This is a genomic window from Pedobacter sp. SAFR-022 (assembly GCF_051965375.1).
Taxonomy (GTDB): domain Bacteria; phylum Bacteroidota; class Bacteroidia; order Sphingobacteriales; family Sphingobacteriaceae; genus Pedobacter.
Map to the genome: position 1 here is coordinate 1,109,248 of NZ_JBQCME010000001.1, position 26,123 is coordinate 1,135,370.

A 26,123-nucleotide genomic window follows, 5' to 3' on the forward strand; every position below is an offset into this window, starting at 1 on the left:
ATAGTTTTAGATCAGTTTACTTCCTCTTGTATCATCGTAATGGGCTTCATTTTGCGGGTAAGGAGAGTGATGATTCCCCAAGCCAGAATGTAGGCGCAGCCACTGATGATAAATAGAATATGGTAGCCTGCGGAAATGTTTCCAAGATCTTTATAATAAGCCAATAATGTACCCACGAATATAGGGAAAAGGGCAGAGGCTATAGAACCCGACATCCCGCCGATGCCTACGACGGTACTTACGGCCGATTTCGGAAACATGTCTGATACGATGGTGAAGATGTTTGCGCTCCAGGCCTGGTGTGCTGCGGTTGCCAGGGCAACCAGGGCTACCACATTCCAGATGTTCGAGGCATATTGCACCAGAAAAATCGGCATCACCAGGATGGCCACAATGAGCAGGGTGGTCTTTCTCGCTTTCAATGCCGGCCAACCGGACTTGATGAAATGGGAGGATAGGTAACCGCCGCCGATACTGCCAAAGGTGGTCGCCCCATAAATCGCCGCCAGTTGCAGGCTCGGTTTAGTTAGATCCAGGGCAAAAGTATCGGCAAAAAAAGAGGGCAGCCAGAACAGGAAGAACCACCAGATCGGGTCGGTAAGTACCTTGCCGACGATATAGACCCAGGTTTGTTTCAGGCCCAGCAAATGAGCCCACTTGATCTTCATTTTAGCTTCCGGTGCTGCCTGGTCCACATCGCTCATGATGTAGTCGAACTCCGGCTTTTTAAGTCTTTTCTGCTTGGTCGGAATCTCATAGAAGATCCACCAGAAGATCAGCCATATAAACCCTATGGCGCCGGTGATGACAAATGCTTCCTGCCAGCCATACAAACCGAGGATCCAGGGTACAATGACCGGGGCAAGTACAGCACCCACACTGGTGCCGGAGTTGAAGATCCCGGTAGCCAGGGCACGCTCCCGCACGGGAAACCATTCTGCAACAGCTTTAATCCCTGCAGGGAAGTTTCCCGCTTCCGCCAGGCCCAGCAATCCTCGTACAAAGCCGAAGCCCAGGGTGCTTTTTGCCAGTGCATGCAGCACCGCCGCAATACTCCAGACGAGCACGGAGATACCGTAACCTATCTTTGACCCCACTTTATCGATGAAGGTTCCGAAGATCACATAACCTACGGCGTACATGATGGCGAACACCATCACGATATAGCCATAGTCGACTTCCGTCCAGTGGAATTCCTTCTCCAATGTGGGCTTAAGCAGGCCAATAACCTGACGGTCAATGTAGTTAATTGTTGTTGCGAAAAATAAAAGGGCGCAGACGATCCAGCGGTAGTTTCCTCTTTTTGCGTTTTCCATATTCAAAAACGGGTTTATATTTGGTGATTTTGGTTAAAGGGTGGTGATGGCGACTTCAGTGCCTTTCTGCTCCGCAGACACGTAGCCCGCGTATATGGTTGCCATGACGTCTGCAGCCAGACTGCTGTTGGACTCAATCGGGGCTCCAAATGCAGCGCTGCGGTAAAAGGCATCCATTTCATGCTGGTATCCATTGAACCACCCTTCATCCGGGGAAATGCTTGACCAGCCTTGTTTGGTTTCTGTTTTTTCGACTATATAAACATTCTTGAAGTACGTTTCATTTGGGGTATAGGCCTGCATGGCATCATTTGGTGCAATGTTGCAGACTGTGCGGTGGTTGTTGGCATTCACTTCCAGGCGGTTCTTTACTCCGCCGAGCACGAGCTCAGTCGCAAACAGGTTGGCAACCGTATTATCTTCAAACACGATGTGTACCATCGCCAGGTCTTCAATGTCTTTATAGTGGGTTTGCAGATGACCTTTATTGTCGTAAGTTTCCATGCGAGTAATGGCATGGGTACGCGCGGATACGGTTTTTGGTCGTATCGGGGAGCCATTACGGCTACGGCCTTCGACATGTTTGAGATAGATGGCCGCAGCGATCGGGTGACTGCCTTTGCCGATCATCGACCCACCGCCGGACAACTTCCATTCGCCATAAGCCAGGGAGTGTGATCCGGAATGCGATTGTTCGCCATGCATCCATAGAATCTGGCCGCCGGTTTTTTCCAGGACTTCACGTTCTTTCTGAATGGCGGGGGCGTAAACCCAGTTCTCCGCATACATGATCCGGCCTTGACTGGAGCTTTCAGCGTCCAGCATTCGTTTCAAGCTTGCTAGGGTATGGTCCAGTCCGGTTTGGCGTGGGAAGGTATCGCCGTTGAAGCTACTGCTGCCGTCACCAAAATAACCGGTAAAAGGCTTTTCGACAATTGCATGTTTGTGCTTTTGCAGAATGGCAAGCACCAGAGGTTCATGGGTCACCGGAGGGCTGCAAACATGCAGTACGTCGCAGGCATCAATAAGTGCTTCAAGCTGCTCAAAGGCCTGGATGTTTCGATCGCTGGTAAACTGCTGCAGTTTATCCATGTTCCTGGAATAGGCACCAACAACTTCAACCTTGGTGCTGAAAACACGTTTAAGGGCATCAAAATGAAATCTGGCAGCGAAGCCAGAACCGATGATGCCGGCCTTTATTACACTTTCGTTCATAGCTTATATTTGGTATTCTATTGCCGCAAGGATATGCAATCGTTTGCATTACATATTTAGAAATAATAATCCTTATATCAAAAGAAATCTTCGAAATAAAAGCTTAGTCCTTTTTGTGTCGGGTTGGTATCGTGCTACTGGACTCCCTGGTAATCAGCTCTACGGGCGTAGTCAGGGAAATGTAGCTCTTATTGTTAAGATCCTGTGTTTCGATCAGGTCCATGATCAGCTTGGCAGCGCCGTCGCCCATCAAATGGGGGAACTGTTCTACGGAGGTAATTTGTGGCCTGGAGATCTCCGTCCTGCTATCATTTGCATAGCCGGTGACCTTCAGTTGTTTAGGAACGCTGATGTTTTTGGTTCTCGCATATTCCAGTACTGCAAGTGCTGCAGTGTCATTACATGCAAAAACTGCATCCGGTACCTGAGGTTTACTGAACAGTGCTTGACAGCTGTTCAGCGTATTTTCTTTGTTGAGCTCATGAAAGTAGACCAGCGATTCATCATAAGGGATATTAAATTCCTTTAATGCTTCTTTATAGCCACTGAGCCGCTGCAGGTAGATGCTGCAACTTAAGGGACCGCTGATGTGTGCAATGCGTCTGCAACCTTGCTCCAGCAGATGCCGCGTAACCTGGTATCCACCAGTGTATTCGTCCCCAACAATTTTATGGCAGGTTTTATCAATGGGTACCCGGTCGTAGAAAACAACAGGCACATTGCCTAAGGTACTGCGATCAAAAATATGGTAGTCTTTGGTATATAAGGTCACAGAAACGATGAGTCCTTCCACCTGCGTGCCCATCAAAAGATTTACGATCTTTTTCTCCTGTTCTGGCGACTCATTGGACTGGAAGATCATGAGGTTGTAGCCAAAGGTCTGCAAGCGGTTCTGTATGGCGGTAATTACCGCAGCCTGAAAGGGCATGGAAATTCTAGGTACAATCAGTCCGATGGTCTTGGACCTACTGCTTCTAAGTGCGGCAGCAAGCGCATTATACCTGTAGCCAAGTTGTTGAGCAACAGCTTTTACTTTTTCTTTCGTTTCCTCACTGATGTGCGGGTGGTCGCTCAGTGCCCTGGAAACGGAAGACACCGACATGCCTACTTCGGTAGCGATGTCTTTAATAGTTACTTGTTGCTGTTTCTTTCTCATTTGCTGCAATCGTTCTCAAAAATAGCGGTAAATATGTTACACTGTCTACTTAATTTTTCCTTTCCATCTGTGAAGCTCGATTCCTCCCGATTAAAGCTGTTCCGGAGAACGTGCTTCGATGACCTCCTGAGAGCCTTAAAGCGAAATGCTTTACATCAGATGGGTTGATTTCTACCTTCGATATTTTGTTTATTCTAATTTTTTGTATAAATATGCATATGCAATCGTTTGCAGATGTATACCAAATATAGACTCATAGAATATGAAATCCCAAGTGGCTTACGATGTCATTCGTTTTTGCGCCAAAGAAAATACCACCGATGCTGCGGAGTTTAATGGCACCCTGCAGCATGAACCCGGATGCCTTGATCCCGATCCCGCAACAAGCTGTAGAAAATAGCTTTAAAGACGGGAAAGTTACATTGAAGCAGAACCCTGGTTATTAATTGTTCCTATTTTAGAGCTGCCGCCCCTGAGCCGGCAGAAAACCAAATATATCACCTTGTATGAACCTAAAACAGTGGCCTAAACCGATACGAGCCCTATTTTTCTTTAGCCTGGCTGCCATCAGTGTCTTGTGTAGCCAGTGTAAAACTGACCCGCTTTCTGCAGAAGCCTCACTGGATAACATGACCGTTGAAGAGGGCTTTGAACTGAAGTTAATCGCTTCGGAACCGCTAATTGCGGCACCAGTGGCGCTGACTTTCGATAATCAAAGCCGCATTTGGGCGCTTGAGATGAATGGCTTTATGCCTGATACCCTTGGTACCGGAGAAGATAGTCCAAGCGGAAAAGTAGTTATTCTTGAAGACAAAGACCAGGATGGCGAAATGGACGAGCGCAAAGTGTTTCTGGACAGCCTTCGTTTACCCCGTGCGCTTTGCCTGATCGAGGATGGCTTGCTTGTCGCGGAGCCGCCTTACCTCTGGTATTACGAGATCAAGAATGATAAGCCCGGTAAAAGGGTGCTGGTGGACAGCTTGTATGCCGATGACGGGAATGTTGAGCATCAGCCGAATGGCCTGTTGCGCGCAATGGACAACTGGATCTATAATGCGAAATCTGCCAAACGATACAAGAAAGATGGCGACCGCTGGATCATTGAAAAGACACACTTTAGAGGGCAGTGGGGCATCAGTCAGGATAATTACGGCCGATTGTTCTATAACCACAACTCTGCAAATGTGATCGGCGACTACTTCAGTCCAGGTTTAGGAGCAACCAACAAGAACCAGCGCGAGGTTGCGGGTTACAACATGGCCGTGGTGCCCGACAATAGGGTGTATCCTGCACATGCTACTCCAGGGGTAAACCGCGGATATCTTCCTGGTGTATTGGATACGACACAGCGGCTGGTGAATTTCACTGCCGCCTGTGGACCATTGATCTACCGTGGCGACCTCTTTGCTTCGGCTTACCGGTTAAATTCCTTTGTTGCAGAACCTGCAGGGAACCTGGTAAAGCGGAACATCATGAATTTAGACAGTGGTTATGTTGCTAAAGGGACTCAGGCATATCAGGAGAAAGAGTTTATCTCCAGCGTAGATGAACGTTTCCGGCCGGTGAACCTGCATGACGGCCCGGATGGTGCTTTATATGTCGTGGATATGTACCGCGGTATCATCCAGCATAAAACCTACCTTACGCCATACCTGAAAAATGAAATCAAAAAGCGGAATCTTACCTTGCCACTGGTTTGCGGCCGCATCTATAAGGTTGTGCCTAAAGGTAAAGCACCGAAGTTCAAGGCGATGCCGAAAGCGCCGCAGGCCCTGGTGCAGCTTTTAGGAGATCCGAATGGCTGGATCCGGGATCGCGCACAGCAGATGCTGGTAGACCGAAAGCAAAAGGATGTGGTTCCGGCGTTGAAAAAAATGCTGCAGTCGAATAATGTGCTTGCACGTATCCATGCCTTCTGGACTCTGGAAGGGCTGCATGCATTGGAAAGTCCTGAAGTGCTTGCCGCGCTGAATTCCAATGCATGGCCGGTAAAAATGCAGGCACTTAGTGTTATACCCGCTGTGATAAACCAGCGCACTGCGGCGGCATATGTTACAGCCCTGAACAGCCCTGCCATGCTGAATGATAAACTTGCTGCCCCATACCTGGCTCTACTTGCGCAAACGATAAGAGCCTACGACAGCAAGGCTGCTGAGGCCATGCTAAATCAACTGGTTAAAAACTATGCTAACGACAAGTTTGTAGCAGATGCGGTAATCTCCAATCTGGAGGGCAAAGAGGAAGCCTACCAAAAGCAGGTACTTAACCAGCTGCCTGATACGTCATTGATCATCAATAAACAGCTTAAAACGATTGTGACCAATAAGTTCAATGCGCTGAACAACAATGATCCGAGGGAAACAGAACGGAAGTTCCCAAGAGGTGCAGCTTTGTTCCGTACCAATTGCCAGACCTGCCACGGCGCAGATCTGAATGGCATAAAGTCACTTGCACCGCCCTTGAACAAGTCTGAATGGGTGACGGGCAAAAAAGAACGGCTGGCTGCAATCGTGCTTTATGGCCTTACCGGACCTGTGGAAGTGAATAAACATCTGTACACCAAACCGGAGATCATGGCTGATATGCCTGGAATTGGTAGCAGCATAGAATTTTCTGATGAGGATATCGCGCAACTGCTAAGCTACATTCGCGATTATGGCCGGAACAAGGCCGATAAGGTGAAGCAGCAGGAAGTCACGAAAGTAAGGGAACAATTCAAAGGGCGTGATAAGGCATTCACCGTTGAAGAATTGCTGAGCAATCCATTTACAAAATAACAACAAGTATTAGCAACCAAACCATAACGATATGAACATAAGTAAATTATTGATCCTGGCAGTGTTCTGTTATTCAGGAACCTGTACAGCCCAACAGAAGCAATCCAGTGGTGGCTGGAAGTCCTTGTTTAACGGAAAAAACCTGGATGGCTGGGAGCAGCTGAACGGAAAGGCCACCTATGAAGTTAAAAATGGGGAGATCATTGGAACTACCGTTCCTAAGGAACCGAACTCTTTTCTGGCCACCAAGGAAAAATACAGCGACTTTATCATGGAGCTCGAATTATTGGTAAACAATGATATGAACTCGGGTATACAGATCCGGAGCGAAAGCAAGGCAGATTATCAGGATTACCGTGTGCATGGCTACCAGGTGGAGGTCGATCCTTCGGAACGCGCCTGGAGTGGTGGAATATATGATGAAGCCCGCCGTGGTTGGTTATACCCGCTGGATATTAATCCTAAAGGACAGAAAGCGTTTAAGCGTGACGCATGGAACAAGTACCGGATCGAGTGTATTGGAAATTCTATCCGCACCTGGGTTAACGGTATTCCAACCGCGAATGTGGTGGATGACATGACACCTTCAGGATTTATTGCGCTGCAGGTGCATGGCATCTATGGTGATATGAAGCCGGGCATGCAGATCCGCTGGAGAAATATCCGCATACAAACAGAGAACTTAAAACCTTCAAAAATGGACGACATATTTGTAGTAAACCTGGTGCCGAATGATCTGTCTGCACAAGAAAAGCAGGAAGGGTACCAGATGCTGTGGGATGGCAAAACCACAAAAGGCTGGCTGAGTGCAAGAAACGGCACCAAGTTCCCGGAAAACGGCTGGAGCATTTCCAATGGAGAACTGAATGTACAGGAAGCCAATGGTCAGGAGTCCACCAACGGTGGCGACATCATTACCGAAAAGCAGTATAAAGCATTTGAGTTGAAGTTCGATTTTAAACTGACCGAAGGTGCGAATAGCGGGGTAAAGTATTTTGTAACGCTGGCCGAAAAAACCAAAGGTTCCGCAATAGGTCTGGAGTATCAAATTCTGGATGATGAACGTCACCCGGACGCAAAGATGGGTAGGGACGGAAATCGCACCCTGGCATCATTATATGACCTGATCACCAGTAAGAAAATTAACAATGCAAAGCGTAAGATCGGGGAGTGGAACAGGGGATTGGTGCGTGTATATCCGGATAATCGTGTTGAACATTGGTTGAACGGCTTCAAAGTGCTGGAATACAAGCGTGGCTCTGAGGAATTCAAGGCCTTGGTTCAGATCAGTAAGTATAAAGATTGGAAGGATTTTGGCCAGGCAGCGCAGGGACATATCCTACTTCAGGATCATGGCAATAAGGTCTCCTTTAGAAGCATTAAGATCAAAGAATTGTAGGTCTACTGAAGCCCAGCCTGTGTTGGGCCGGGCTTCAGTATATTCTTTTGTTACAAAATTTAGAACCAGATCTGTCGAATAATTGGTTAATTGGGTTTAGAAAACCAAATATATGCTGCTGACGATTCTGAACGTGATTTTCTGCATCTCTTTCATCGGCTTCGCTTACGTGAATCTGAATGATGGAGATTCCTGGCTTTGGGTGCCGATCTACCTGGTAGCCGCAGGCTTATGTGGGCTGGCTGCGATTCATTTCTATTACCCGCTTGGCTATCTGATTGCCATATCCTTTTACTTGATCTACGCGGTACGGCTGTTTTTCAGCAAAGACGGTGTCTTGGACTGGATTAAAGTTTATGGCCGGCCAAGTCTGGTCGAAAGTATGCAGGCAACAAAGCCTTACATCGAAAAAGCCAGGGAGTTTTTCGGGCTGCTGATCATCAGTGCTGCATTGGGAATCAATTATTTTACGACGTTGATATAGGAGTAACATGAAGACTGGAACGATGGAGGGCATTGAAAACCTGTTTACCTATCTGCTGGAAACCAGGTTGCGACCTGACGCATACAGCTCGCTGCGCAACATAGCGGCTACGTTTAAAAATACGGGTGATTTAAAGCCCTTGAACAGAGTTTTTGCGCAGGTGCCGCGTTATGCATCCAAGGATCTGCTCGGCGGGAATGACAAAGCCATACAGGAAATAAGCGTGCTTCTTCCAGGGTACGAGCTAGGTGACTGGACCATTGAAACGTTCTGTCGGGTGTGGCTGTTGCAGCAGCTGCCCGCAGGTGATCAAGACAACTATGTGAAAGCTGTAGACACCCTGTTTGTAGGTGCGGAACTCCAGGAGCTGGTGGCACTGTACAAAGCTTTACCCTTGCTGCAATACCCCACATACTGGCTAAGCCGCTGTGAGGACGGTATCCGGAGTAATATAGGTAATGTGCTGGAAGCCATCATGTACCATAACCCTTACCCAAGGCAGTACCTATCTGAAGCGGCATGGAACCAAATGGTTTTAAAAGCTTTTTTCACGGATAAAGATGTATTAAGAATAAGCGGATTGCAGGAGCGCCTAAACCCGGCACTTCAAGCAACATTATCAGATTATGTGCAGGAACGTCTGGCAGCAGGGAGAAGCGTTAATCCGGAGATATATAAATTAATAGAAGTATAGAAATCGCAAGAGATATGTGTTGTAATAACAATTTGAATGAACGTCATCAAGGTACAAGAACGCATACGCAACTTGACCTGACTGACATCTCCGGGATGCGGTTCTTTGATCCGCATGTACATATGACCTCGCGGACCACGGACGACTACCAGGCTATGGCCGATGCGGGCATTGTAGCGCTGATTGAGCCGGCCTTTTGGCTTGGACAACCCCGGACAGGCTTAGACAGCTTCCGTGACTACTACAGCAGCCTGATTGGCTGGGAACGCTTCCGCTCCTCACAGTTTGGTATCAAACATTATTGCACGATCGGCTTAAATTCCCGGGAGGCAAATAATGAAGCACTGGCGGAGCAGGTGATGGAGCTGCTGCCATCTTTTGTTTATAAAGAGGGCGTTGTGGGTATCGGTGAAATCGGCTTTGATGATCAGACCGCTGCAGAAGAAAAATACTACAGGTTGCAGCTGGAACTCGCAAAAGAGGCCGGGCTACCAGTTCAGGTGCACACGCCGCATCGTGATAAAAAGAAGGGCACCAGCAGAAGCATGGATATTGCCATGGAGCATGGCTTGTCGCCAGCTTCGATAATTATAGATCACAACAACGAAGAAACGGTAAAGGAAGTGCTGGATCGCGGATTCTGGGCAGCTTTTACCATTTATCCATTTACCAAGATGGGCAATGAACGGATGGTGGAGATCCTCAAGCAATACGGCTCTGAGCGGATTATGATCAACTCTGCGGCGGACTGGGGTATCAGTGATCCGCTGGCTGTACCGAAGTCGGCCGCCTTAATGAAGCAGCGCGGCATATCGCTGCGGGACATTGAGCTGGTAACCTACCGGAACGCAATTACCGCCTTTGGACAGAGCGGCCAGATCAATGAAAAAGATTTTGATCAGGTACGCGAGGTCGATCAGGCACAGAAATTTGAAAGCAACTCCATATTACGTGGCGGACAACAGCCGCGGATTGATAAGAACAACATCATCATCGCATAAAGGTATGGCTAAAGCATTGGGATTGGTCAGGTTGATGCGACTGGCAAATGTAGTTACCGCGATTGCCGATGTACTCGCTGGTATTGCCATTTCGGGTTATTTCAGTAGTTCGGAAGATTACCTGCCGGTGTTGCTGCTTTGTGTCTCTACAATCGGCCTTTATAGCGGAGGCATCATCTTCAACGATGTGTTTGATGCGGGCTTGGATGCCATTGAGCGGCCTGAGCGGCCCATCCCCAGCGGCATGGTCTCCCGGGCGGAAGCCATTGTTTTCGGAACGTTATTTTTCGGTATAGGCATTGGCGCAGCGGCTTTGTTCCAGCCAGAATCTCTGGTGATCGCCATATTGATTGTACTGGCCTGCCTAAGTTATAACCGCTGGGCAAAACATTATACCGTATGGGGGCCGCTGAACATGGGGCTTTGCAGAGGCTTAAACCTCATGCTGGGGATGAGTATCTTGTCGCATGAAATTGGAAACTGGTGGTTCCTCGGGCTCATTCCCCTGGTTTATATTGCCTCCATCACCATCATCAGCAGGGGCGAGGTTCATGGTGGAAATCGGAAGATGCTGCGCATTGCTGCAATTTTGTACGCAGTGGTAATTATCAGCATTCTCGGGGTTTCCGCTTCCTTGCATAATATTGAACTGACCCTGGTTTTTCTCATTCCTTTTGTACTGATGATTTTCAAGCCACTATTAAGGGCTTTCCGTCTGCCCAGCGCAGAAAATATTGGAAAGGCGGTTAAAGCAGGTGTCATTGCGTTGATCCTACTGAATGCATCCTGGGCCGGCGCTTTTGGCATCTGGCAGTTAGCCCTGTTCATCGTTATTTTATTACCACTCTCCCTGTGGCTGAGCAAATCTTTTGCCGTCACCTAATCAGACGATCATCATGAATTTTTTAGAGCAATCCTTTCATATCCGGTACGAATACAAGGTCTTTTTTACAGAGGGCCTGTTCGACACCGACAATCTCACGTTAGCAAACTTTTTCAGGGCTCAACCTTCAACGGTAAAAAAGAAGGTCCTGTTTGTGTTGGACGCAGGTCTGCTGGAAGCGAATCCATCCTTGAAAACGGCGATCACAGCATACTTTCAGGTACATACCGATGTGCAGCTCGCCGGGGAACTGTTGATCGTTCCTGGTGCTGAGGCCGCAAAGAACGACCCGGAAGCCTTTGAGCGAATTATTGACGCGGTGAATACCGAAGGGATCGACCGGCACAGTTATATTGCGGCCGTTGGCGGTGGCGCAGTGCTTGACCTGGTTGGTTATGCAGCTGCGGTGGCACATCGTGGTATCCGGCACATCCGCATACCCAGCACGGTGCTTTCGCAGAACGACTCCGGTATCGGCGTAAAAAACGGCATCAACTATAAAGGGAAGAAAAACTTTATAGGCAGCTTCGCACCACCGGCAGCGGTATTCAATGATAAGCGGTTCTTGCTGAGCCTGAATAATCGCGATTTCCGTTCTGGTATCGCAGAGGCTATAAAGGTAGCCTTGATTAAGGATGCTGCATTTTTTTCCTGGATGGAGGAACATGCCCATCTGTTGTTGAACCGCGATATGGATAGCATTGATTACCTCATCAAGCGCTGTGCGCAACTTCATATGGAGCATATTGCCGGAGCAGACCCTTTTGAAATGGGCTCTTCCAGACCGCTGGATTTCGGTCACTGGTCTGCGCACAAGCTGGAACAGCTGAGCAACTTCAGCATTACACATGGGGAAGCCGTGGCTATGGGAATGGCGCTCGACAGCACATACTCGCTTCATGCCGGGGTACTGACGGAAGAAAAACTGCAACGCATCCTAAATTTACTGGCCATATTCTTCGACATTACCCATCCACTAATCCGGATCACCGACCTCAAGGCGCCGATTCTAGATGGCTTAACCGAATTTCGCGAGCATCTCGGTGGTAAGTTATGCATTACCCTGCTCCGCGACATTGGTGTGGGATTCGAAGTTAATGAGATGGATCTACATACGCTTTTACAGTCCAGCCAGTATATCCTGCAATTCAAAATGTTCCAGTTCAAAACGAATACCCTCCATTGATGAAGACCAAATCAGGGCATTTAAGCTATTGTACAAACATCCATGCGGGAAAAGACTGGAGCGCAGATTTCGAGAATCTTAAAACCCACTTTCCGGAAGTAAAGGCCGCCATCTCGCCAACCGAACCAATGGGTATCGGCTTGCGGCTGTCGAACACAGCCAGTATTACGCTAGCAGATCCTGCCGCGCAGGATGAATTTAAACGTTGGCTGCAGGAAAATCAGGCATATGTGTTTACCATGAATGGCTTTCCTTATGGAGAATTCCATCATACCGTGGTTAAGGCGGATGTTCATAGCCCGGACTGGACCACAGCGGCACGAAAAGATTATACGATTCGTCTGGCACAGCTCCTAACTGGCTTGTTGCCGGAGGCTATGGATGGTGGCATTTCAACGTCGCCCTTAAGCTACCGTCATTGGTTCCACACAGCCGATGCACTAAATGCTGCGGTTGAAATGGCAACTATGAATATCCTTGAGGTCGTAAAAGAATTGATTTCCATCTACCGGGAAACTGGTAAATTAATTCACCTGGATCTCGAACCTGAACCCGATGGTGTGATTGAATCCGGACCGGAATACATCAGTTGGTACGATACCCAACTCCTGCGAATTGGTATACCGCTAATTGCGGGAACCTTCAGCCTGAATGATCAGGCAGCGGAAAGCTTGATTAAACAGCACCTTTGCCTTTGTTATGACGTTTGTCATTTCTCCATCGGCTATGAAGATCATGCTGCGGTACTCGAACAGCTAAAAACGAAAGGCTTAAAGGTTGGCAAAATACAGATCAGTGCCGCCTTAAAAGGCAAGTTTAGCGATGAAGCCCATAACCAGGCCATGCTGCAGGATTTTGAGAAGTTTAATGAGCCCACCTATCTTCATCAGGTTGTTGCAAAAGATGCTGCTGGCAAGTTAACGCGCTATCCGGACCTGGATGAAGCCTTAGCTGATTTTCATCCAAAAGCAGCAGCAGAATGGCGGGCCCATTTTCATGTGCCGGTTTCTACCGACCGGATCGGGCAGCTTTATTCCACCAGGGACGATATCGTCCAAGTACTGAAGCTTCAGAAACAAGCACCATTTACCAATCACCTGGAAGTCGAAACCTATACCTGGGAGGTTCTACCTGAAGGACTGAAAATACCTATCGCCCAATCCATCAGCAATGAACTGGAATGGGTGATCAATCATGCGATAAAATGAAGAAAACCGTAGTTATTGATGTTGTTGGACTGTCCTCAAACTTAATTGGGGAACATACACCGTTTCTCCAACGATACCTGGAAACACATCATATCAGCCACATCAAGCCTATGCTGCCTGCCGTTACTACAGCAGTGCAGTCGACCTATCTCACCGGGAAGAATGCCACGGAACATGGAATTGTGGGCAATGGCTGGTACGACCGTACGGACGCAGAAGTGAAGTTCTGGAAACAGTCCAACAAGCTGGTACAGCAACCAAAAATATGGGATAAAGCGAAAGCCATAGATCCCAATTTCACTTGTGCGAACATGTTCTGGTGGTACAACATGTACTCCAATGCAGATTATTCGGTAACTCCAAGGCCCAACTACCTTGCTGATGGTAGAAAAATACCGGATTGCTATTCCGCACCAGCAGCACTGCGTGACATCCTGCAGCAGGAGCTGGGTCAGTTTCCTTTGTTTCATTACTGGGGCCCCGGAGCGGACATTAAATCCAGCGACTGGATTGCCAAAGCCTCCATGTTTACTGACGAGCGTTATGACCCTACATTAACCCTGATCTATTTGCCACATCTGGATTATTGCCTGCAGAAATTTGGGCAGGATTTCTCCAGGATCGGCAAGGATCTCCAGGAAATCGACAATTTGCTCAAGGATCTGGTGAACCATTATGAGCGTAAAGGTGCCAGCGTGATCATCCTTTCCGAATATGGCATTGTGCCGGTTCACAGGCCAATTCACTTGAATCGTGCCTTGCGTGAACATGGCATTCTGCAGGTACGTGTGGAGCGAGGGCTGGAACTGCTTGATGCCGGTGCTTCTAAGGCCTTTGTCGTCGCAGATCACCAGGTGGCGCATGTTTATATCAACGACCCCACAGTAACGCAGCAGGTAAAAGAAATCCTGTCCAGCAGTCCCGGTATTTCCTTGGTGCTTGATGAAGCTGGTAAAAAGGCTTATGGCATTGCACACGAAAGGGCAGGAGACCTGGTATTGGTGGCCGAAGCAGACAGCTGGTTTACCTATTACTTCTGGCTGGATGATGCAAAAGCCCCGGATTATGCGCGTTGCGTAGACATCCACAAAAAACCTGGATATGATCCTGTGGAGATGTTTATGAGCTCTAAAGGTCGCGCAGCCTACAAGTTACTGCAAAAAAAGGCGGGCTTCCGGTATGTAATGGATGTGGTGCCTCTGGATGCCAGACTGATCAAAGGTTCTCATGGTAGCATTAATGTTTCCGAAGCATTCTATCCGGTACTGATTACCGATAAAGCACAACCTGTTGCGCAGTTGGAGGCGACGGAGATCCATGATGTGATCTGGCGTACGCTTATGCGGGATGAATAGGAAATGAATCCTCTGCTGGCGGGATTAAAGCTTTTCGAAGGGAATATCCATTAGCTCATATTTCTCCCAGCCGCGAAAGTCGTAGTGCCACCATTCGTTGTACATCACGCGGAAGCCATGTTTTTCCATTACCCCGATCAGGAAATCCCGGTTTTTCTTTATTGCGGGCGGTAAGTCCTGGTAATCTGCGGCAGCGGCCTTGCTGAAGCTGTCGTAAGGTGTCGGCATGGGCACATCCTTGCCCGTTTTCAGATCAATGATCGATAGATCTACAGCGCAACCACGGTTATGCTTGGAACCACTTTTTGGATGGGCTACAAAGTTCTTGTCGGATGCTTTCTGGTAAAAGGCTACGGTAATCGTGTACGGGCGGTAGGCGTCAAATATCTTCAGTCCATAACCTTTCTTCTTCAGTTCGGCCTGTATTTTCTTCAACTGTTCCACCACAGGCTTTCTCGCGAAAGCTCGGGCTGATGGATACATCACCTGCTTCATGAAGTTGTTTTTTGTGGCATAGCGGATGTCCAGCACCACGCCTGGAACTGCCTTTTTGATGTCTACCAATGCTTTTTCCGGATGTGCCTTAATGGATGCACGGTACGCCTGCGGACTGTTGATGATGTTCAGGCCATAGGGGTTCTTTTGTGCCCAAAGCACCGATACCTGAAAGAAAAGCAGCAAAGCAAGGATGTACCTCATGATGCTATCAACGATTAGAAACCACAAGCAACTCTATGTCCTTGTATGGCAGGTTAAACTTGTTTGCAAGGTCTTTATTCGTCAGATGCCCTTGATAAATATACAGCGCCTGCCGGATACCCGGCTTGCTCCAGGCCAGGTTCACCATGCCACCCATCTCACCAATATCCACCAGAATTGGGGTGAAGATATTCGTCAGCGCATAAGACGCCGTACGAGGCACCCTAGAAGCAATGTTTGGTACACAGTAATGAATTACATCGTATTTCCGGAAAACCGGGTCTTTATGATTGGTTACTTCGGAGGTCTCAAAACAGCCGCCCTGGTCAATACTTACGTCGATAACCACGGAATCCGGTTTCATCTTGCTTACGGTCTCTTCGGTAACAATGCAGGGGCTGCGCCCATTCGTGGCACGGATGGCACCGATAACCACGTCGCAGGTGGTAATGGCTTTATTCAGCACAATAGGCTGCATAACGGATGTATATACCCGGTCGTGCAGGTTGTTCTGCAAGCGGCGAAGCCGGTAAATGGAGCTGTCGAATACCTTTACTTCGGCACCCAGAGACAGCGCAGTTCGAGCTGCATATTCACCCACGGTTCCTGCACCCAGAATAACGATCTCTGTTGGAGGCACACCGGTAAAGCCGCCCAGCATCAAACCTTTGCCACCCGTAACGTTGCTCAGGTACTCTGCAGCGATGAAAATGGATGTTGCACCGACAATTTCACTCATGGCCCGTACCACGCTCAGGCTGTTGCCTTCATCGCGTAAGTGCTCAAAGCTTAAAGCATTTATCTTCTTATCTAAGAGGGCCTTTAGGTAATCCAGTTTGATGGAGCCCATCTGAAGTGCAGAAATCAGCGTCTGCCCTTTATGCATCATCGCGATTTCTTCGAAGGTAGGCGGGGCAATCTTTACCAGGATATCGGCATCGAAAACTTCTTTTTTGTTAAACGTAATAATGGCACCCTGCTCCGCATAATCGTGGTCGGAGAAGTTCGCACCAACACCGGCACCACTCTCCAGCACCACCTTGTGCCCATGGTTCACCAGCAAGGCCACGGAAAGCGGGGTCAGGGCAATCCTGTTCTCCTGAAAAGAGATCTCCTTAGGGATGCCGATGTAAAGACTATTGTTCTTCTCTTTTATCTCTGACAAGGTCTCCTTTGGCTGTATTAATCCTTGCTGGGCAATAGAGGCCATTTCTTCTCTTAAACAAGTAGCCATGTTTATTTATTAAGTTCTTAGAATACTAAAGATAAGCAATAAGGCATTAAATTTTCGAAAGGCTGATCAGTCGCTGTTCCGGACCGGTGACCTGAATGTCAACTTTCACATGATGCTCGGGGATTAACAATGCAATGCGTTCCGGCCACTCGATCAGGCAGCGGTCGCCCGAATAGAAGTATTCCTCGTAGCCGATGTCGTAGGCTTCCTGTAAATCCTTGATCCTGTAGAAATCAAAATGATAGATCTTGCCATCCTTGGCCAGATATTCATTAACAATGGAGAATGTTGGACTGGAGACCAGATCATCAACACCCAGAGCTTCACAAATCACTTTAATGAAAGTGGTTTTCCCGGCGCCCATATCGCCTTCAAACAGAAAGATCTTCTCCGCTGCTGCAAACTCGAGTAATTGCCTGGCAGCAGATTTAAGATCTTCCTGACTATTTATCTGAATATTCATTTATCGTGAACTGTATGTCGCTACTGGAATAACCATTTCTTCAAGCGAGATACCTCCATGCTGAAAGGTCTCGTTGTAATAATTCACAAACTGATTGTAATTGTTCTGGTAAACGAAGTAGCGGTCTTCTTTCGCAAAAATATAATTTGAGCTGATATTGATCTTTGGCAGCTGCGCTTCATGCGGATTTTTGATCAGAAACACCTCTTTAGCGTTATAGTTCAAATTCCGTCCCTGCTTATAACGCAGGTTCGTGTTCGTATTGCGATCACCAATTACCTTACTTGGATGTTTTACCCGGATGGTACCGTGATCGGTTGTGATCACCAGCTTCACCGGCTTCTGTGAGATCTTTTTCAGCAGATCCAATAATGGCGAGTGCTCAAACCAGGACATCGTTAAGGAGCGGTAAGCTGCATCATCATTTGCAAGCTCGCGGATCATCTGCATATCGGTACGCGCATGCGAAAGCATGTCGACAAAGTTGTAAACGATAGCGTTAAATTCGTTTTGCATCAGGTTGTTCACCTGTTCCGTTAATGCTTTTCCATCATCATAGGTCAGGATCTTGTTGTAGCTGAATTTGCAATCCTTACGCAGACTTCTCTTGATCTGATCTTCCAGAAAGGCCGCTTCATGCAGGTTTTTACCACCGTCATCATCGTCATTCTGCCACATTGAAGGGAAACGCTTTTCCATTTCCAGCGGCATCAGGCCCGAGAAGATGGCGTTTCTCGCATATTGGGTGGCTGTTGGAAGGATGCTCGAATAAGTATCTTCCTCTTCCATACGGAAGTATTCCGTGATCAGCGGATTGATGATTTTCCATTGATCATAACGAAGGTTGTCGATCAGAATAAAGAAAACCGGAACATTGGGATTGATTAAAGGAAATACCTTTTTTTTAAGGAGCTCATTCGATAGCAATGGCGCTTTCTCTTTCCCATTTACCCAGCCCAGGTAATTGTCTTCAATGAACTTGGAGAACTGCATGTTGGCCTCAGACTTCTGCATGGTAAGAATTTCATGCATCTGCGGATCATCCAGCTTTTCGAGCTCCAATTCCCAGAATACCAGCTTTTTATATACGTCTACCCATTCTTCATAGCTCAGCTTATCATTTAGGGTCATACCCAAACGCCTGAAATCCTGCTGGTAGGCCATAGAGGTCTTCTCGCTCACCAGGCGCTTGTTGTCGATAATCTTTTTTATGGTTAATAGCACCTGTTTCGGATTTACAGGCTTGATCAGATAGTCATCGATCTTTGAACCGATCGCATCTTCCATCAGGTTTTCTTCTTCACTTTTGGTGATCAGCACCACCGGCACGTCACTCTTTATATTTTTTATCGCGGAAAGCGTTTCAATTCCGCTCAGACCTGGCATGTTTTCGTCAAGAAATACGAGATCAAAATGTTCTTTGCCAAACGCTTCCAGGGCATCATTACCATTGGTAAAAGTGGTTACATCATAACCCTTTTCGTTTAGCAGTAAGATATGTGGTTTTAATAAGTCAATCTCATCATCGGCCCATAGAATCTTAGTTTCCTGCATTATTTATCTAATTAGTATTCAAAAAGAACCTGCTCTTTCCAAACTATGGATAAAATTAGCAATTTTTGTACCGGATAAACGATTCGACCCATATTGAACAAGAAGAAAATCATAAATGATCCGGTTTACGGATTTATAAATATACCCTCTGCCTTACTCTTTGACCTGATCTCGCATCCGTATTTCCAGCGTTTGAGATACATCAAGCAGCTCGGCATGACCCACCTGGTGTATCCGGGCGCACTACATACGCGCTTTCATCACGCCCTGGGTGCGATGCACCTGATGAGCCTGGCCATCAAAGTGCTGCGCGACAAAGGTCATGAGGTGACATCGGATGAAGAAGAGGCTGCTACCATTGCCATTCTATTGCATGACATCGGTCATGGGCCTTTTTCCCATGCGCTGGAACATTCGCTGGTCAATGGGATTAAACATGAAGACATCTCCATGCTGATCATGCAGCGGCTGAATGAGGCCTTTGATGGAAAGCTGAGCCTGGCCATACGGATCTTCACCGGCAATTACCACAAGAGGTTCCTGCATCAGCTGATCTCCGGACAGCTTGACCTGGACCGTATGGATTACCTGAACCGCGACAGCTTTTTCACGGGTGTTTCTGAAGGCGTGATCAGCTTCGACCGCATCATCAAGATGTTCAATGTAAGTAATGGTGAGCTGGTGATCGAAGAGAAAGGGATATACTCCATTGAGAATTTCCTGATTTCAAGACGCTTAATGTACTGGCAGGTGTACTTGCATAAGACGGTGATTGCTGCTGAACAGCTGTTGGTGAAGATCCTGGAGCGTGCCCGTGAACTCGCGGCTGGCGGCGTAGACCTTTTTGCCTCACCTGCATTGAAGCACTTCCTGACCAATAATATCTCAGAAGCCGCTTTCTTTTCCGAGCCCTTACATTTGGCGCAGTTTACAACCCTGGATGATCAGGATATCTTTACCTCGATAAAGGTATGGGTATCGCACCCGGATCACATCCTGTCGGAGCTCTGTAAAATGCTTACCGCAAGGAACCTTTATAAGATTGAGATCAGCAATGATGAACCTGGTGCCGAGCGTATGAATATGCTAAAAGACACCACTGCTGCAGTTTACCATATCAGTAAAGCAGAAAGCAGCTATTTCGTGTTTACCGCCGCAATTATGAACCGCGCCTACAATGCCGGAACAGGAAACATCAATATCCTGTTAAAAAACAGTACGATAATTGATATAGCTAAAGCATCGGATCTATCGAATTTGGAATCATTGGATAGAACTGTAACAAAGCATATTTTGTGTTATCCAAGAACGATTTAAGAAATTTTAACAAATAAGTAACCATTTTATTCCGTCTTTAGTCTATTGGAAGGCTAACAAATACCAGAAGGGGTAATTTGTTCATATCAATTTAACATCTAACTTTGTAAAATGCAATTTACTGCCCGGCAGATAAGCGAACTATTAAATGGAACCGTAGAGGGGGATGAAAATGTTCTTGTAGGAGAACTTTCGAAGATTGAGGATGGTAAGGCCGGTTCGCTGTGTTTTTTATCAAATCCAAAGTATGAGAACTATCTGTACGGCTCAAAGGCTTCCATTGTAATTGTAGGAGCCGACTTTACACCTGCTCAGCCTGTTCAAGCAACCTTAATAAAGGTTCCCGACCCATATAGTGCTTTTTCCATCTTACTGGAGAAATATAATGAAATGTTAAATATGCCCGACGAGAAGTCTGGTATTGAGCAGCCGAGTTTTGTGCACCCCAGTGCCAAGATTGGTAAGAACGTTTTCATTGGCGCTTTCACGTACATTTCCGAACATGTTGTCATTGGCGATAATACCAAGATCAATGCACAGGTATTTGTTGGCGCTGAGGCCGTAATCGGGGAGAAATGTCTGATCCAGCCAGGTGTGAAAATTTATAATCGCTCCGCAATTGGTAACCGCGTGATCATTCATTCCAATACCGTGATCGGCAGTGATGGCTTTGGCTTTGCGCCACAGGCGGATGGCACCTATTCGAAGATCCCGCAGATTGGAAATGTGGTGATCGAAGATGATGTGGAGATCGGTGCCAATACCACGATCGACCGTGCGACCATGGGTTCTACCTTTATCCGTAAAGGGGTAAAACTGGACAACCTGATCCAGATTGCACATAACGTCGATGTTGGGGCACATACGGTTGTCGCTGCACAGTCTGGTATTTCCGGAAGCACCAAGCTTGGTGGAAACTCTGTAATCGGAGGCCAGGTCGGCATCGCCGGTCACCTGAGTCTGGCAAAAGGAACCCAGATCGGTGCACAAGCGGGCATCAACTTTAACACCGTAGAAGAAAACAAACAATGGCATGGTAGTCCGGCGCAGCCACTGCGTGACTGGATGAGGGCCTCTGTGATATTTAAACAATTACCAAGTGTCGAAAAGCGCATCTCAAAATTAGAGGCTAAGATTGCCGAACTAACAGCTTTATTAGATCAAAGTAACACTACACAGACTTCATAATGAACGTAAAACAGAAGACCATTAAAAGTGAAATCTCCGTAACGGGGGTCGGTTTACACACCGGAGCGAATGTGACTTTAACTTTTAGTCCTGCACCAGAAAATCATGGGTTTAAATTTCAACGTATTGATTTGCCTGAACAGCCAATTATTGAGGCAGATTGTGATTACGTGACCGACACTGCACGCGGTACAACCTTAACTCAAAATGGTGCAAGCATCAGCACGGTGGAACATGTAATGGCATCGCTTGTTGGTATGGACCTGGACAACGTTTTAATGAAAGTTGACGGCCCTGAAGTTCCGATCATGGATGGCAGTGCAATCCAATTCGTGGAGGCGCTGGAAAGTGTTGGAACGCTTTTACAAGATAAAGACCGTGAATACTTCCAAATCCCACATAACATCACCTATACAGAGCCTGATCGTAAAGTAGAGATCGTAGCCATGCCTTTGGATGACTACCGCTTTACCTGTATGATTGATTATAATTCACCAGTGCTGGGTAGCCAGCATGCCGGTATTTCCAGCATCGCTGAATTCAAGAAAGATATCGCATCCTGCCGTACCTTCTGCTTCCTGCACGAACTGGAGTACCAGTTAAATCATAACCTGATCAAAGGTGGTGATCTGAACAATGCGATCGTGATCGTCGATAAAGAGGTTACTGCTGAAGAGCTGGATCACCTGGCTAAGCTGTTCAACCGCAATGAGATCAAAGTTGCGCCACAAGGCATCCTGAACAATATGGAACTGCGTTACCAGAACGAACCTGCAAGACATAAACTGCTGGACATGATCGGTGACCTGGCCTTGGTTGGGGTACATTTGAAGGGCCATATTATGGCTGCAAGACCTGGCCATGCGGCAAACGTTGCTTTCGCAAAGAAAATTAAAGCAGCAATTAAAAAAGAAAAGAACAAAAAAGTACAACATACCTACGATCCAGGTGCTAAACCACTTTATGATGTGGTTCAGATCATGGACATTCTTCCGCACAGACAGCCTTTCCTGTTTATTGATAAGATTCTGGAGCTTTCCAAAACACACGTGGTGGGCGTGAAAAACGTGACCATGAATGAGGAATTCTTCAAAGGCCATTTCCCGGGTGCACCAGTAATGCCCGGTGTAATTCAAATCGAGGCTATGGCACAAACCGGAGGCATTTTGGTGCTCAGTACCGTACCTGACCCAAGAAATTACCTGACTTACTTCCTGAAAATTGACAACGTGAGATTCCGTGCCCAGGTGTTGCCTGGCGATACCATTGTGTTCCGTTGTGATCTGATGGAGCCAATCAGACGTGGCATCGCCCAAATGAAAGGTGTCGGCATGGTCGGTGAGAAAGTTGTGGTAGAAGCAGAAATGATGGCACAGATCAGTAAAGTAAAAGAAACACAGCCAACAACATGATACAACCGCTAGCATATATACATCCACAGGCTAAAATAGCTGATACCGTGGTGATCGAGCCTTTCGCCGTCATACATAAAGACGTCGAGATTGGTGAAGGAACCTGGGTAGGTTCGAATGTGGTCATCATGGATGGTGCGCGTATTGGTAAAAACTGCCGGATCTTTCCCGGATCGGTAATATCGGGTATCCCGCAGGATTTAAAGTTTGCCGGAGAGGTGACTACCGCAGAAATCGGCGACAATACTACCATCAGGGAGTGTGTAACCATCAACCGTGGTACAAAAGATAAATGGAAGACCGTTGTAGGCAGCAACTGTCTGATCCAGGCTTATTCCCATATTGCGCACGACTGTCAGGTCGGCAATCACTGTATCTTCTCCAATAGCACGACCCTTGCAGGACACATCACCATTGGTGATTATGTGGTACTTGCCGGATTAGTAGCCATCAATCAGTTTGTTAAAGTTGGTTCTCACGCTTTTGTAACCGGTGGATCACTGGTTCGTAAAGACGTTCCGCCGTATGTTAAAGCTGCACGTGAGCCGCTTTCCTATGCAGGGATCAATTCGGTAGGATTGCGCAGAAGGGGTTTCTCTTCCGAGCAGATCGATGAAATACAGGAAATCTACCGGGTACTCTTTGTGCGCCATAACAACGTGACCAAGGCGCTGGACATGATCGAAACGGAATTTAAACCTACAGAGATAAGGGACGAAATTGTAGACTTCATCAGGAACTCCAACCGGGGTGTGATGAAAGGTTATGGTTCGGGAAATTAACCTCAGGGTTAGATGCGGATCGAACTTAAAGACGCTGGACGTCGCTTCAATCAGGAATGGATATACAGACATGTAAGCTACCTGTTTGAAGCGCCCAACCGTTATGCCGTACTCGGTCCCAATGGCTCTGGCAAATCAACGCTGCTAAGCCTTCTTTTAGGCAATCTCGCGCCCTCCGAAGGTGAGATCAGCTACACCGCTGCAGATGGCAGCAATATCCCCGTAGATGAAGTCTACAAACACCTCAGCTTTGCTGCACCATACCTGGATCTCATTGAAGAATTCACGCTGCAGGAAACCATCGACTTCCACTTTAAATTCAAGAAAGTTCATCCGGCAATCGCAAAGTCCGAAATACTGAACTTACTGGGACTGAAAAAGTCGCAGGATAAACCCCTTAAATACTTCTCTTCCGGCATGAAACAGCGAACCAAGCTGATTCTGGCCTGCTGCTCCGACACGCCAATGTTGTGTTTGGACGAGCCCACCTCCAACCTCGACGTTCAAGGCATCGCCTGGTACCAACAATTGATCGAGCAATTTTCAGACAACCGCTTGGTAATTGTCTGCTCCAATCAAAAAAATGAATATTTGTTCTGCAATCATTTATTAGAAGTTACTGATTATAAGTAAACAAGTTTATATTTGTGTATAGTTTTTCGGGAAAAAGCGAGAAATAATTGGTTATTTAAAATATTTATATTTACTATTGTTTTATAAGTAATTTACTTTTACCTTTGCGGCACCAAATAGGGCCGATATTATAAGGTTGATTTTTAGTACAATGGCAAAAGCATCAGAAGTAAAAAGTGGTAATATTCTTCGTTTCAATGGTGACCTCGTACAGGTAGAAGAGTTCCTTCACCGCACACCTGGAAACCTTAGAGCTTTTTACCAGGCCAGAATGAGAAATGTTAAGACTGGAAAACTGGTTGAATACAGATTTCGTACAGATGAAGAGGTAACCATCTGTCGTGTTGAAACCAGCGATTATCAATACCTATATGAGGATGGAGATTTCCTTGTGGTAATGGACAACAATTCTTTTGAGCAGTTTAACATCCCGAAAATCCTTTTTGGAGATTCCGTTAAATTCCTGAAAGAAGGCATGAATGTGATTATCGCATTTGAAAGTGACGAGCCGATCATGGCACAAACACCTTCACATGTAGAGTTGGAGATTACCTATACAGAGCCTGCAGTTAAAGGTGACACTTCAACAAACGCATTGAAATATGCAACTGTTGAAACAGGTGTAGAAATTAAAGTGCCAATGTTTATCAACCAGGGCGATAAAGTTAAAGTTGATACACGTACTGGCGATTACATAGAAAGAGTAAAATAAAGATTTTTCATAGTTTAGTTTTAGGTTTAGGTTGATTGTGGCTTCGGAGTGGTTCCCGAAGCCATCTTTTTTTATATATAATTGTAAATGAAAAAATCAGCACTCCGGAAACAAGCCAATCTGTTAAGGGCGCAGCTTGATCCTGAAGGCGTTCAATCGCTGTCCAGACAACTCTTAGCCCAGTTTAGCCAGCTCAACTTCAATGGGGTAAAAGTGCTGCATACCTTTTTACCGATACAGGAAAAGAACGAACCCGATACCTTCCTTTTCATCGAATGGCTTCGTGAACACCAGCCCGACATCAAGATTATTGTACCAAGATCAGATTTCAGCACCTTCTTAATGACGCACCATGTACTGGGCGATCATAAAGCCCTGCAAAAAAATGCTTTCAACATCCTCGAGCCACAGCATGGAGAAGAACACAAGGGAGAGATTGACATGGTTTTATTGCCTTTGCTGGCTTTCGACAAAAGGGGATACCGTGCAGGCTATGGAAAGGGTTTTTACGACCGCTTTCTTCAGGGCATGGATACACTCAAGGTTGGTTTATCGTTTTTTGATGTTTCAGCAGACATTGAAGATGTAAATGAACACGACCTGAAACTCGATCTATGCATAACTCCAGGCAAGCTGCATGATTTTCGCCTGCCTGAAGTTTAGTCTGCATTTAAACGTTCAGTTCCAGTAATACCGGGCAATGATCGGAATGAATGGCATCCGGTAGAATGCTGACCTTCTTCAAACGCGGTAACATTGGTTCGGTCGCCAGGTGGTAGTCGATACGCCAGCCCAGGTTCTTACCCCTTGATCCCGCACGGAAGCTCCACCAGGTGTAATGATGTGGATCTTTGGTGAAATGCCTGAAGGTATCAATGAATCCACGCTTCAGGAACAGATCCATCCATTCACGTTCTTCCGGCAGAAAACCAGAAGAGTTCGCGTTGGACTTTGGATTGTGAATGTCTATCGGCGTATGGCAGATGTTGTAATCGCCAGAAATGATCAAATTCGAATAGATTTTCCTTAATTCATCAATGTAGCCGTCGAAGAACTTCATAAATTCATACTTTTTAACCTGCCGTTCGTCGCCGCTTGATCCAGATGGCATGTACAGGCTCATCAGGGAGAAGTCTTCAAAATCTGCCCTTAAAATGCGTCCTTCACGGTCGATCCATTCCTCCCCGCAGCCATATTCTACATGCAGCGGCTTAACCCGGCTAAAAATAGCCACACCACTGTAGCCCTTTTTCTCCGCTGGAAACCAGTAATGGTAGTATCCGAGCTGTTCGATCAATGCAATGATTTCTGGTATTTGTTCCGGCATGGCCTTTACTTCCTGCAAACACACCATGTCTGCGTCCGTAGCCTGCAGCCAGCCAAAAAAGTTCTTGGTAGCCGCAGAGCGAATACCGTTTACGTTATAGGATATAATTTTCATGTAAGGCTTTCTAA

Annotated in this window: 25 protein-coding genes; 17 read left to right on the forward strand and 8 right to left on the reverse strand. The window is 46.9% G+C overall.

The features are described 5' to 3' along the window. Positions 1–11 precede the first annotated feature (11 nt). From ACTHQF_RS04790 to ACTHQF_RS04800, 3 genes are all read right to left on the reverse strand, one after another. Positions 12–1,316, reverse strand: coding sequence for an MFS transporter (locus ACTHQF_RS04790; protein ID WP_440428760.1), 1,305 nt, complete (start codon positions 1,314–1,316; stop codon positions 12–14). A gap of 33 nt (positions 1,317–1,349) precedes the next feature. Beyond that, positions 1,350–2,531 (reverse strand): Gfo/Idh/MocA family protein, encoded by a 1,182-nt coding sequence (locus ACTHQF_RS04795; protein ID WP_440428761.1) that lies wholly within the window; start codon positions 2,529–2,531, stop codon positions 1,350–1,352. Positions 2,532–2,634: 103 nt separating this feature from the next. Next, positions 2,635–3,687 carry a LacI family DNA-binding transcriptional regulator gene (locus tag ACTHQF_RS04800; protein ID WP_440428762.1) on the reverse strand — a complete coding sequence of 351 codons (1,053 nt, stop codon included), beginning with the start codon at positions 3,685–3,687 and terminating at the stop codon, positions 2,635–2,637. A gap of 284 nt (positions 3,688–3,971) precedes the next feature. Between ACTHQF_RS04800 and ACTHQF_RS04805 the strand changes: the two genes are divergently transcribed. The 10 genes from ACTHQF_RS04805 to ACTHQF_RS04850 all read left to right on the forward strand — a co-directional run bounded on the left by ACTHQF_RS04805 (position 3,972) and on the right by ACTHQF_RS04850 (position 14,674). Next, positions 3,972–4,133: a hypothetical protein gene (locus ACTHQF_RS04805; RefSeq protein ID WP_440428763.1), complete on the forward strand. Its 162-nt coding sequence runs from the start codon at positions 3,972–3,974 to the stop codon at positions 4,131–4,133. A gap of 60 nt (positions 4,134–4,193) precedes the next feature. After that, positions 4,194–6,464 (forward strand): DUF7133 domain-containing protein, encoded by a 2,271-nt coding sequence (locus tag ACTHQF_RS04810; protein ID WP_440428764.1) that lies wholly within the window; start codon positions 4,194–4,196, stop codon positions 6,462–6,464. Between the two features lie 31 nt (positions 6,465–6,495). After that, positions 6,496–7,863 carry a 3-keto-disaccharide hydrolase gene (locus tag ACTHQF_RS04815; RefSeq protein ID WP_440428765.1) on the forward strand — a complete coding sequence of 456 codons (1,368 nt, stop codon included), beginning with the start codon at positions 6,496–6,498 and terminating at the stop codon, positions 7,861–7,863. Between the two features lie 112 nt (positions 7,864–7,975). Beyond that, positions 7,976–8,347: a transmembrane 220 family protein gene (locus tag ACTHQF_RS04820; protein ID WP_440428766.1), complete on the forward strand. Its 372-nt coding sequence runs from the start codon at positions 7,976–7,978 to the stop codon at positions 8,345–8,347. A 7-nt stretch (positions 8,348–8,354) separates the two neighbouring features. Next, positions 8,355–9,041, forward strand: a complete 687-nt coding sequence (locus ACTHQF_RS04825; RefSeq protein WP_440428767.1) for an EboA domain-containing protein — start codon at positions 8,355–8,357, stop codon at positions 9,039–9,041. Between the two features lie 32 nt (positions 9,042–9,073). Next, entirely contained in the window at positions 9,074–10,042 is a 969-nt protein-coding gene (locus ACTHQF_RS04830; RefSeq protein WP_440428768.1) for a TatD family hydrolase, read from the forward strand. A gap of 4 nt (positions 10,043–10,046) precedes the next feature. Beyond that, positions 10,047–10,925, forward strand: a complete 879-nt coding sequence (gene eboC, locus ACTHQF_RS04835; RefSeq protein ID WP_440428769.1) for a UbiA-like protein EboC — start codon at positions 10,047–10,049, stop codon at positions 10,923–10,925. 13 nt (positions 10,926–10,938) lie between these two features. Beyond that, positions 10,939–12,111 (forward strand): 3-dehydroquinate synthase, encoded by a 1,173-nt coding sequence (locus ACTHQF_RS04840; protein ID WP_440428770.1) that lies wholly within the window; start codon positions 10,939–10,941, stop codon positions 12,109–12,111. Continuing rightward, entirely contained in the window at positions 12,111–13,319 is a 1,209-nt protein-coding gene (gene eboE, locus ACTHQF_RS04845) for a metabolite traffic protein EboE (protein WP_440428772.1), read from the forward strand. The genes ACTHQF_RS04840 and eboE overlap by 1 nt, the downstream gene beginning before the upstream one ends. After that, complete coding sequence (locus ACTHQF_RS04850) at positions 13,316–14,674, forward strand: alkaline phosphatase family protein (protein ID WP_440428773.1); 1,359 nt, start codon at positions 13,316–13,318, stop codon at positions 14,672–14,674. The genes eboE and ACTHQF_RS04850 overlap by 4 nt, the downstream gene beginning before the upstream one ends. A gap of 24 nt (positions 14,675–14,698) precedes the next feature. On the opposite strand, the gene ACTHQF_RS04855 is transcribed toward ACTHQF_RS04850, so the two are convergent. The 4 genes from ACTHQF_RS04855 to ACTHQF_RS04870 are packed head-to-tail and all read right to left on the reverse strand — an operon-like array spanning position 14,699 to position 18,624. Further along, positions 14,699–15,373, reverse strand: a complete 675-nt coding sequence (locus tag ACTHQF_RS04855; protein WP_440428774.1) for a M15 family metallopeptidase — start codon at positions 15,371–15,373, stop codon at positions 14,699–14,701. A gap of 7 nt (positions 15,374–15,380) precedes the next feature. Beyond that, positions 15,381–16,607 (reverse strand): alanine dehydrogenase, encoded by a 1,227-nt coding sequence (locus tag ACTHQF_RS04860; protein ID WP_440428775.1) that lies wholly within the window; start codon positions 16,605–16,607, stop codon positions 15,381–15,383. Positions 16,608–16,653: 46 nt separating this feature from the next. Then, the gene (gene tsaE, locus ACTHQF_RS04865; protein ID WP_440428776.1) at positions 16,654–17,070 is read right to left on the reverse strand and encodes a tRNA (adenosine(37)-N6)-threonylcarbamoyltransferase complex ATPase subunit type 1 TsaE; all 417 of its coding nucleotides are present in this window, start codon (positions 17,068–17,070) and stop codon (positions 16,654–16,656) included. Then, a complete protein-coding gene (locus ACTHQF_RS04870) occupies positions 17,071–18,624 on the reverse strand; it encodes a PglZ domain-containing protein (RefSeq protein WP_440428777.1) in 1,554 nt (517 codons plus the stop codon). A gap of 93 nt (positions 18,625–18,717) precedes the next feature. Here ACTHQF_RS04870 and ACTHQF_RS04875 point away from each other — a divergent pair, with 93 nt between their 5' ends. From ACTHQF_RS04875 to ACTHQF_RS04905, 7 genes are all read left to right on the forward strand, one after another. After that, complete coding sequence (locus ACTHQF_RS04875; protein ID WP_440428778.1) at positions 18,718–19,941, forward strand: HD domain-containing protein; 1,224 nt, start codon at positions 18,718–18,720, stop codon at positions 19,939–19,941. A gap of 111 nt (positions 19,942–20,052) precedes the next feature. Beyond that, positions 20,053–21,129, forward strand: coding sequence for a UDP-3-O-(3-hydroxymyristoyl)glucosamine N-acyltransferase (gene lpxD / locus ACTHQF_RS04880; protein ID WP_440428779.1), 1,077 nt, complete (start codon positions 20,053–20,055; stop codon positions 21,127–21,129). Next, a complete protein-coding gene (locus ACTHQF_RS04885; RefSeq protein ID WP_440428780.1) occupies positions 21,129–22,541 on the forward strand; it encodes a bifunctional UDP-3-O-[3-hydroxymyristoyl] N-acetylglucosamine deacetylase/3-hydroxyacyl-ACP dehydratase in 1,413 nt (470 codons plus the stop codon). The genes lpxD and ACTHQF_RS04885 overlap by 1 nt, the downstream gene beginning before the upstream one ends. After that, entirely contained in the window at positions 22,538–23,323 is a 786-nt protein-coding gene (gene lpxA / locus ACTHQF_RS04890) for an acyl-ACP--UDP-N-acetylglucosamine O-acyltransferase (protein ID WP_440428781.1), read from the forward strand. The genes ACTHQF_RS04885 and lpxA overlap by 4 nt, the downstream gene beginning before the upstream one ends. 12 nt (positions 23,324–23,335) lie before the next feature. Further along, positions 23,336–23,956 (forward strand): ABC transporter ATP-binding protein, encoded by a 621-nt coding sequence (locus ACTHQF_RS04895; RefSeq protein WP_440428782.1) that lies wholly within the window; start codon positions 23,336–23,338, stop codon positions 23,954–23,956. A gap of 151 nt (positions 23,957–24,107) precedes the next feature. Beyond that, the gene (efp, locus tag ACTHQF_RS04900) at positions 24,108–24,668 is read left to right on the forward strand and encodes an elongation factor P (protein ID WP_440428783.1); all 561 of its coding nucleotides are present in this window, start codon (positions 24,108–24,110) and stop codon (positions 24,666–24,668) included. Positions 24,669–24,755: 87 nt separating this feature from the next. Beyond that, positions 24,756–25,331 (forward strand): 5-formyltetrahydrofolate cyclo-ligase, encoded by a 576-nt coding sequence (locus tag ACTHQF_RS04905; protein ID WP_440428784.1) that lies wholly within the window; start codon positions 24,756–24,758, stop codon positions 25,329–25,331. Between the two features lie 7 nt (positions 25,332–25,338). On the opposite strand, the gene ACTHQF_RS04910 is transcribed toward ACTHQF_RS04905, so the two are convergent. Further along, on the reverse strand, positions 25,339–26,109 hold the full coding sequence (locus tag ACTHQF_RS04910) for an exodeoxyribonuclease III (protein ID WP_440428785.1): 771 nt from the start codon (positions 26,107–26,109) through the stop codon (positions 25,339–25,341). Positions 26,110–26,123 lie beyond the last annotated feature (14 nt).

Excerpts from the sequence above, each read along its gene's own strand:
- ACTHQF_RS04790 (WP_440428760.1), bottom strand. The coding sequence starts at position 1,316 with ATGGAAAACGCAAAAAGAGGAAACTACCGCTGGATCGTCTGCGCCCTT.
- ACTHQF_RS04795 (WP_440428761.1), bottom strand. The coding sequence starts at position 2,531 with ATGAACGAAAGTGTAATAAAGGCCGGCATCATCGGTTCTGGCTTCGCT.
- ACTHQF_RS04800 (WP_440428762.1), bottom strand. The coding sequence starts at position 3,687 with ATGAGAAAGAAACAGCAACAAGTAACTATTAAAGACATCGCTACCGAA.
- ACTHQF_RS04805 (WP_440428763.1), top strand. The coding sequence starts at position 3,972 with ATGTCATTCGTTTTTGCGCCAAAGAAAATACCACCGATGCTGCGGAGT.
- ACTHQF_RS04810 (WP_440428764.1), top strand. The coding sequence starts at position 4,194 with ATGAACCTAAAACAGTGGCCTAAACCGATACGAGCCCTATTTTTCTTT.
- ACTHQF_RS04815 (WP_440428765.1), top strand. The coding sequence starts at position 6,496 with ATGAACATAAGTAAATTATTGATCCTGGCAGTGTTCTGTTATTCAGGA.
- ACTHQF_RS04820 (WP_440428766.1), top strand. The coding sequence starts at position 7,976 with ATGCTGCTGACGATTCTGAACGTGATTTTCTGCATCTCTTTCATCGGC.
- ACTHQF_RS04825 (WP_440428767.1), top strand. The coding sequence starts at position 8,355 with ATGAAGACTGGAACGATGGAGGGCATTGAAAACCTGTTTACCTATCTG.
- eboC (WP_440428769.1), top strand. The coding sequence starts at position 10,047 with ATGGCTAAAGCATTGGGATTGGTCAGGTTGATGCGACTGGCAAATGTA.
- ACTHQF_RS04840 (WP_440428770.1), top strand. The coding sequence starts at position 10,939 with ATGAATTTTTTAGAGCAATCCTTTCATATCCGGTACGAATACAAGGTC.
- eboE (WP_440428772.1), top strand. The coding sequence starts at position 12,111 with ATGAAGACCAAATCAGGGCATTTAAGCTATTGTACAAACATCCATGCG.
- ACTHQF_RS04850 (WP_440428773.1), top strand. The coding sequence starts at position 13,316 with ATGAAGAAAACCGTAGTTATTGATGTTGTTGGACTGTCCTCAAACTTA.
- ACTHQF_RS04855 (WP_440428774.1), bottom strand. The coding sequence starts at position 15,373 with ATGAGGTACATCCTTGCTTTGCTGCTTTTCTTTCAGGTATCGGTGCTT.
- ACTHQF_RS04860 (WP_440428775.1), bottom strand. The coding sequence starts at position 16,607 with ATGGCTACTTGTTTAAGAGAAGAAATGGCCTCTATTGCCCAGCAAGGA.
- tsaE (WP_440428776.1), bottom strand. The coding sequence starts at position 17,070 with ATGAATATTCAGATAAATAGTCAGGAAGATCTTAAATCTGCTGCCAGG.
- ACTHQF_RS04870 (WP_440428777.1), bottom strand. The coding sequence starts at position 18,624 with ATGCAGGAAACTAAGATTCTATGGGCCGATGATGAGATTGACTTATTA.
- lpxD (WP_440428779.1), top strand. The coding sequence starts at position 20,053 with ATGCAATTTACTGCCCGGCAGATAAGCGAACTATTAAATGGAACCGTA.
- ACTHQF_RS04885 (WP_440428780.1), top strand. The coding sequence starts at position 21,129 with ATGAACGTAAAACAGAAGACCATTAAAAGTGAAATCTCCGTAACGGGG.
- lpxA (WP_440428781.1), top strand. The coding sequence starts at position 22,538 with ATGATACAACCGCTAGCATATATACATCCACAGGCTAAAATAGCTGAT.
- ACTHQF_RS04895 (WP_440428782.1), top strand. The coding sequence starts at position 23,336 with ATGCGGATCGAACTTAAAGACGCTGGACGTCGCTTCAATCAGGAATGG.
- efp (WP_440428783.1), top strand. The coding sequence starts at position 24,108 with ATGGCAAAAGCATCAGAAGTAAAAAGTGGTAATATTCTTCGTTTCAAT.
- ACTHQF_RS04905 (WP_440428784.1), top strand. The coding sequence starts at position 24,756 with ATGAAAAAATCAGCACTCCGGAAACAAGCCAATCTGTTAAGGGCGCAG.
- ACTHQF_RS04910 (WP_440428785.1), bottom strand. The coding sequence starts at position 26,109 with ATGAAAATTATATCCTATAACGTAAACGGTATTCGCTCTGCGGCTACC.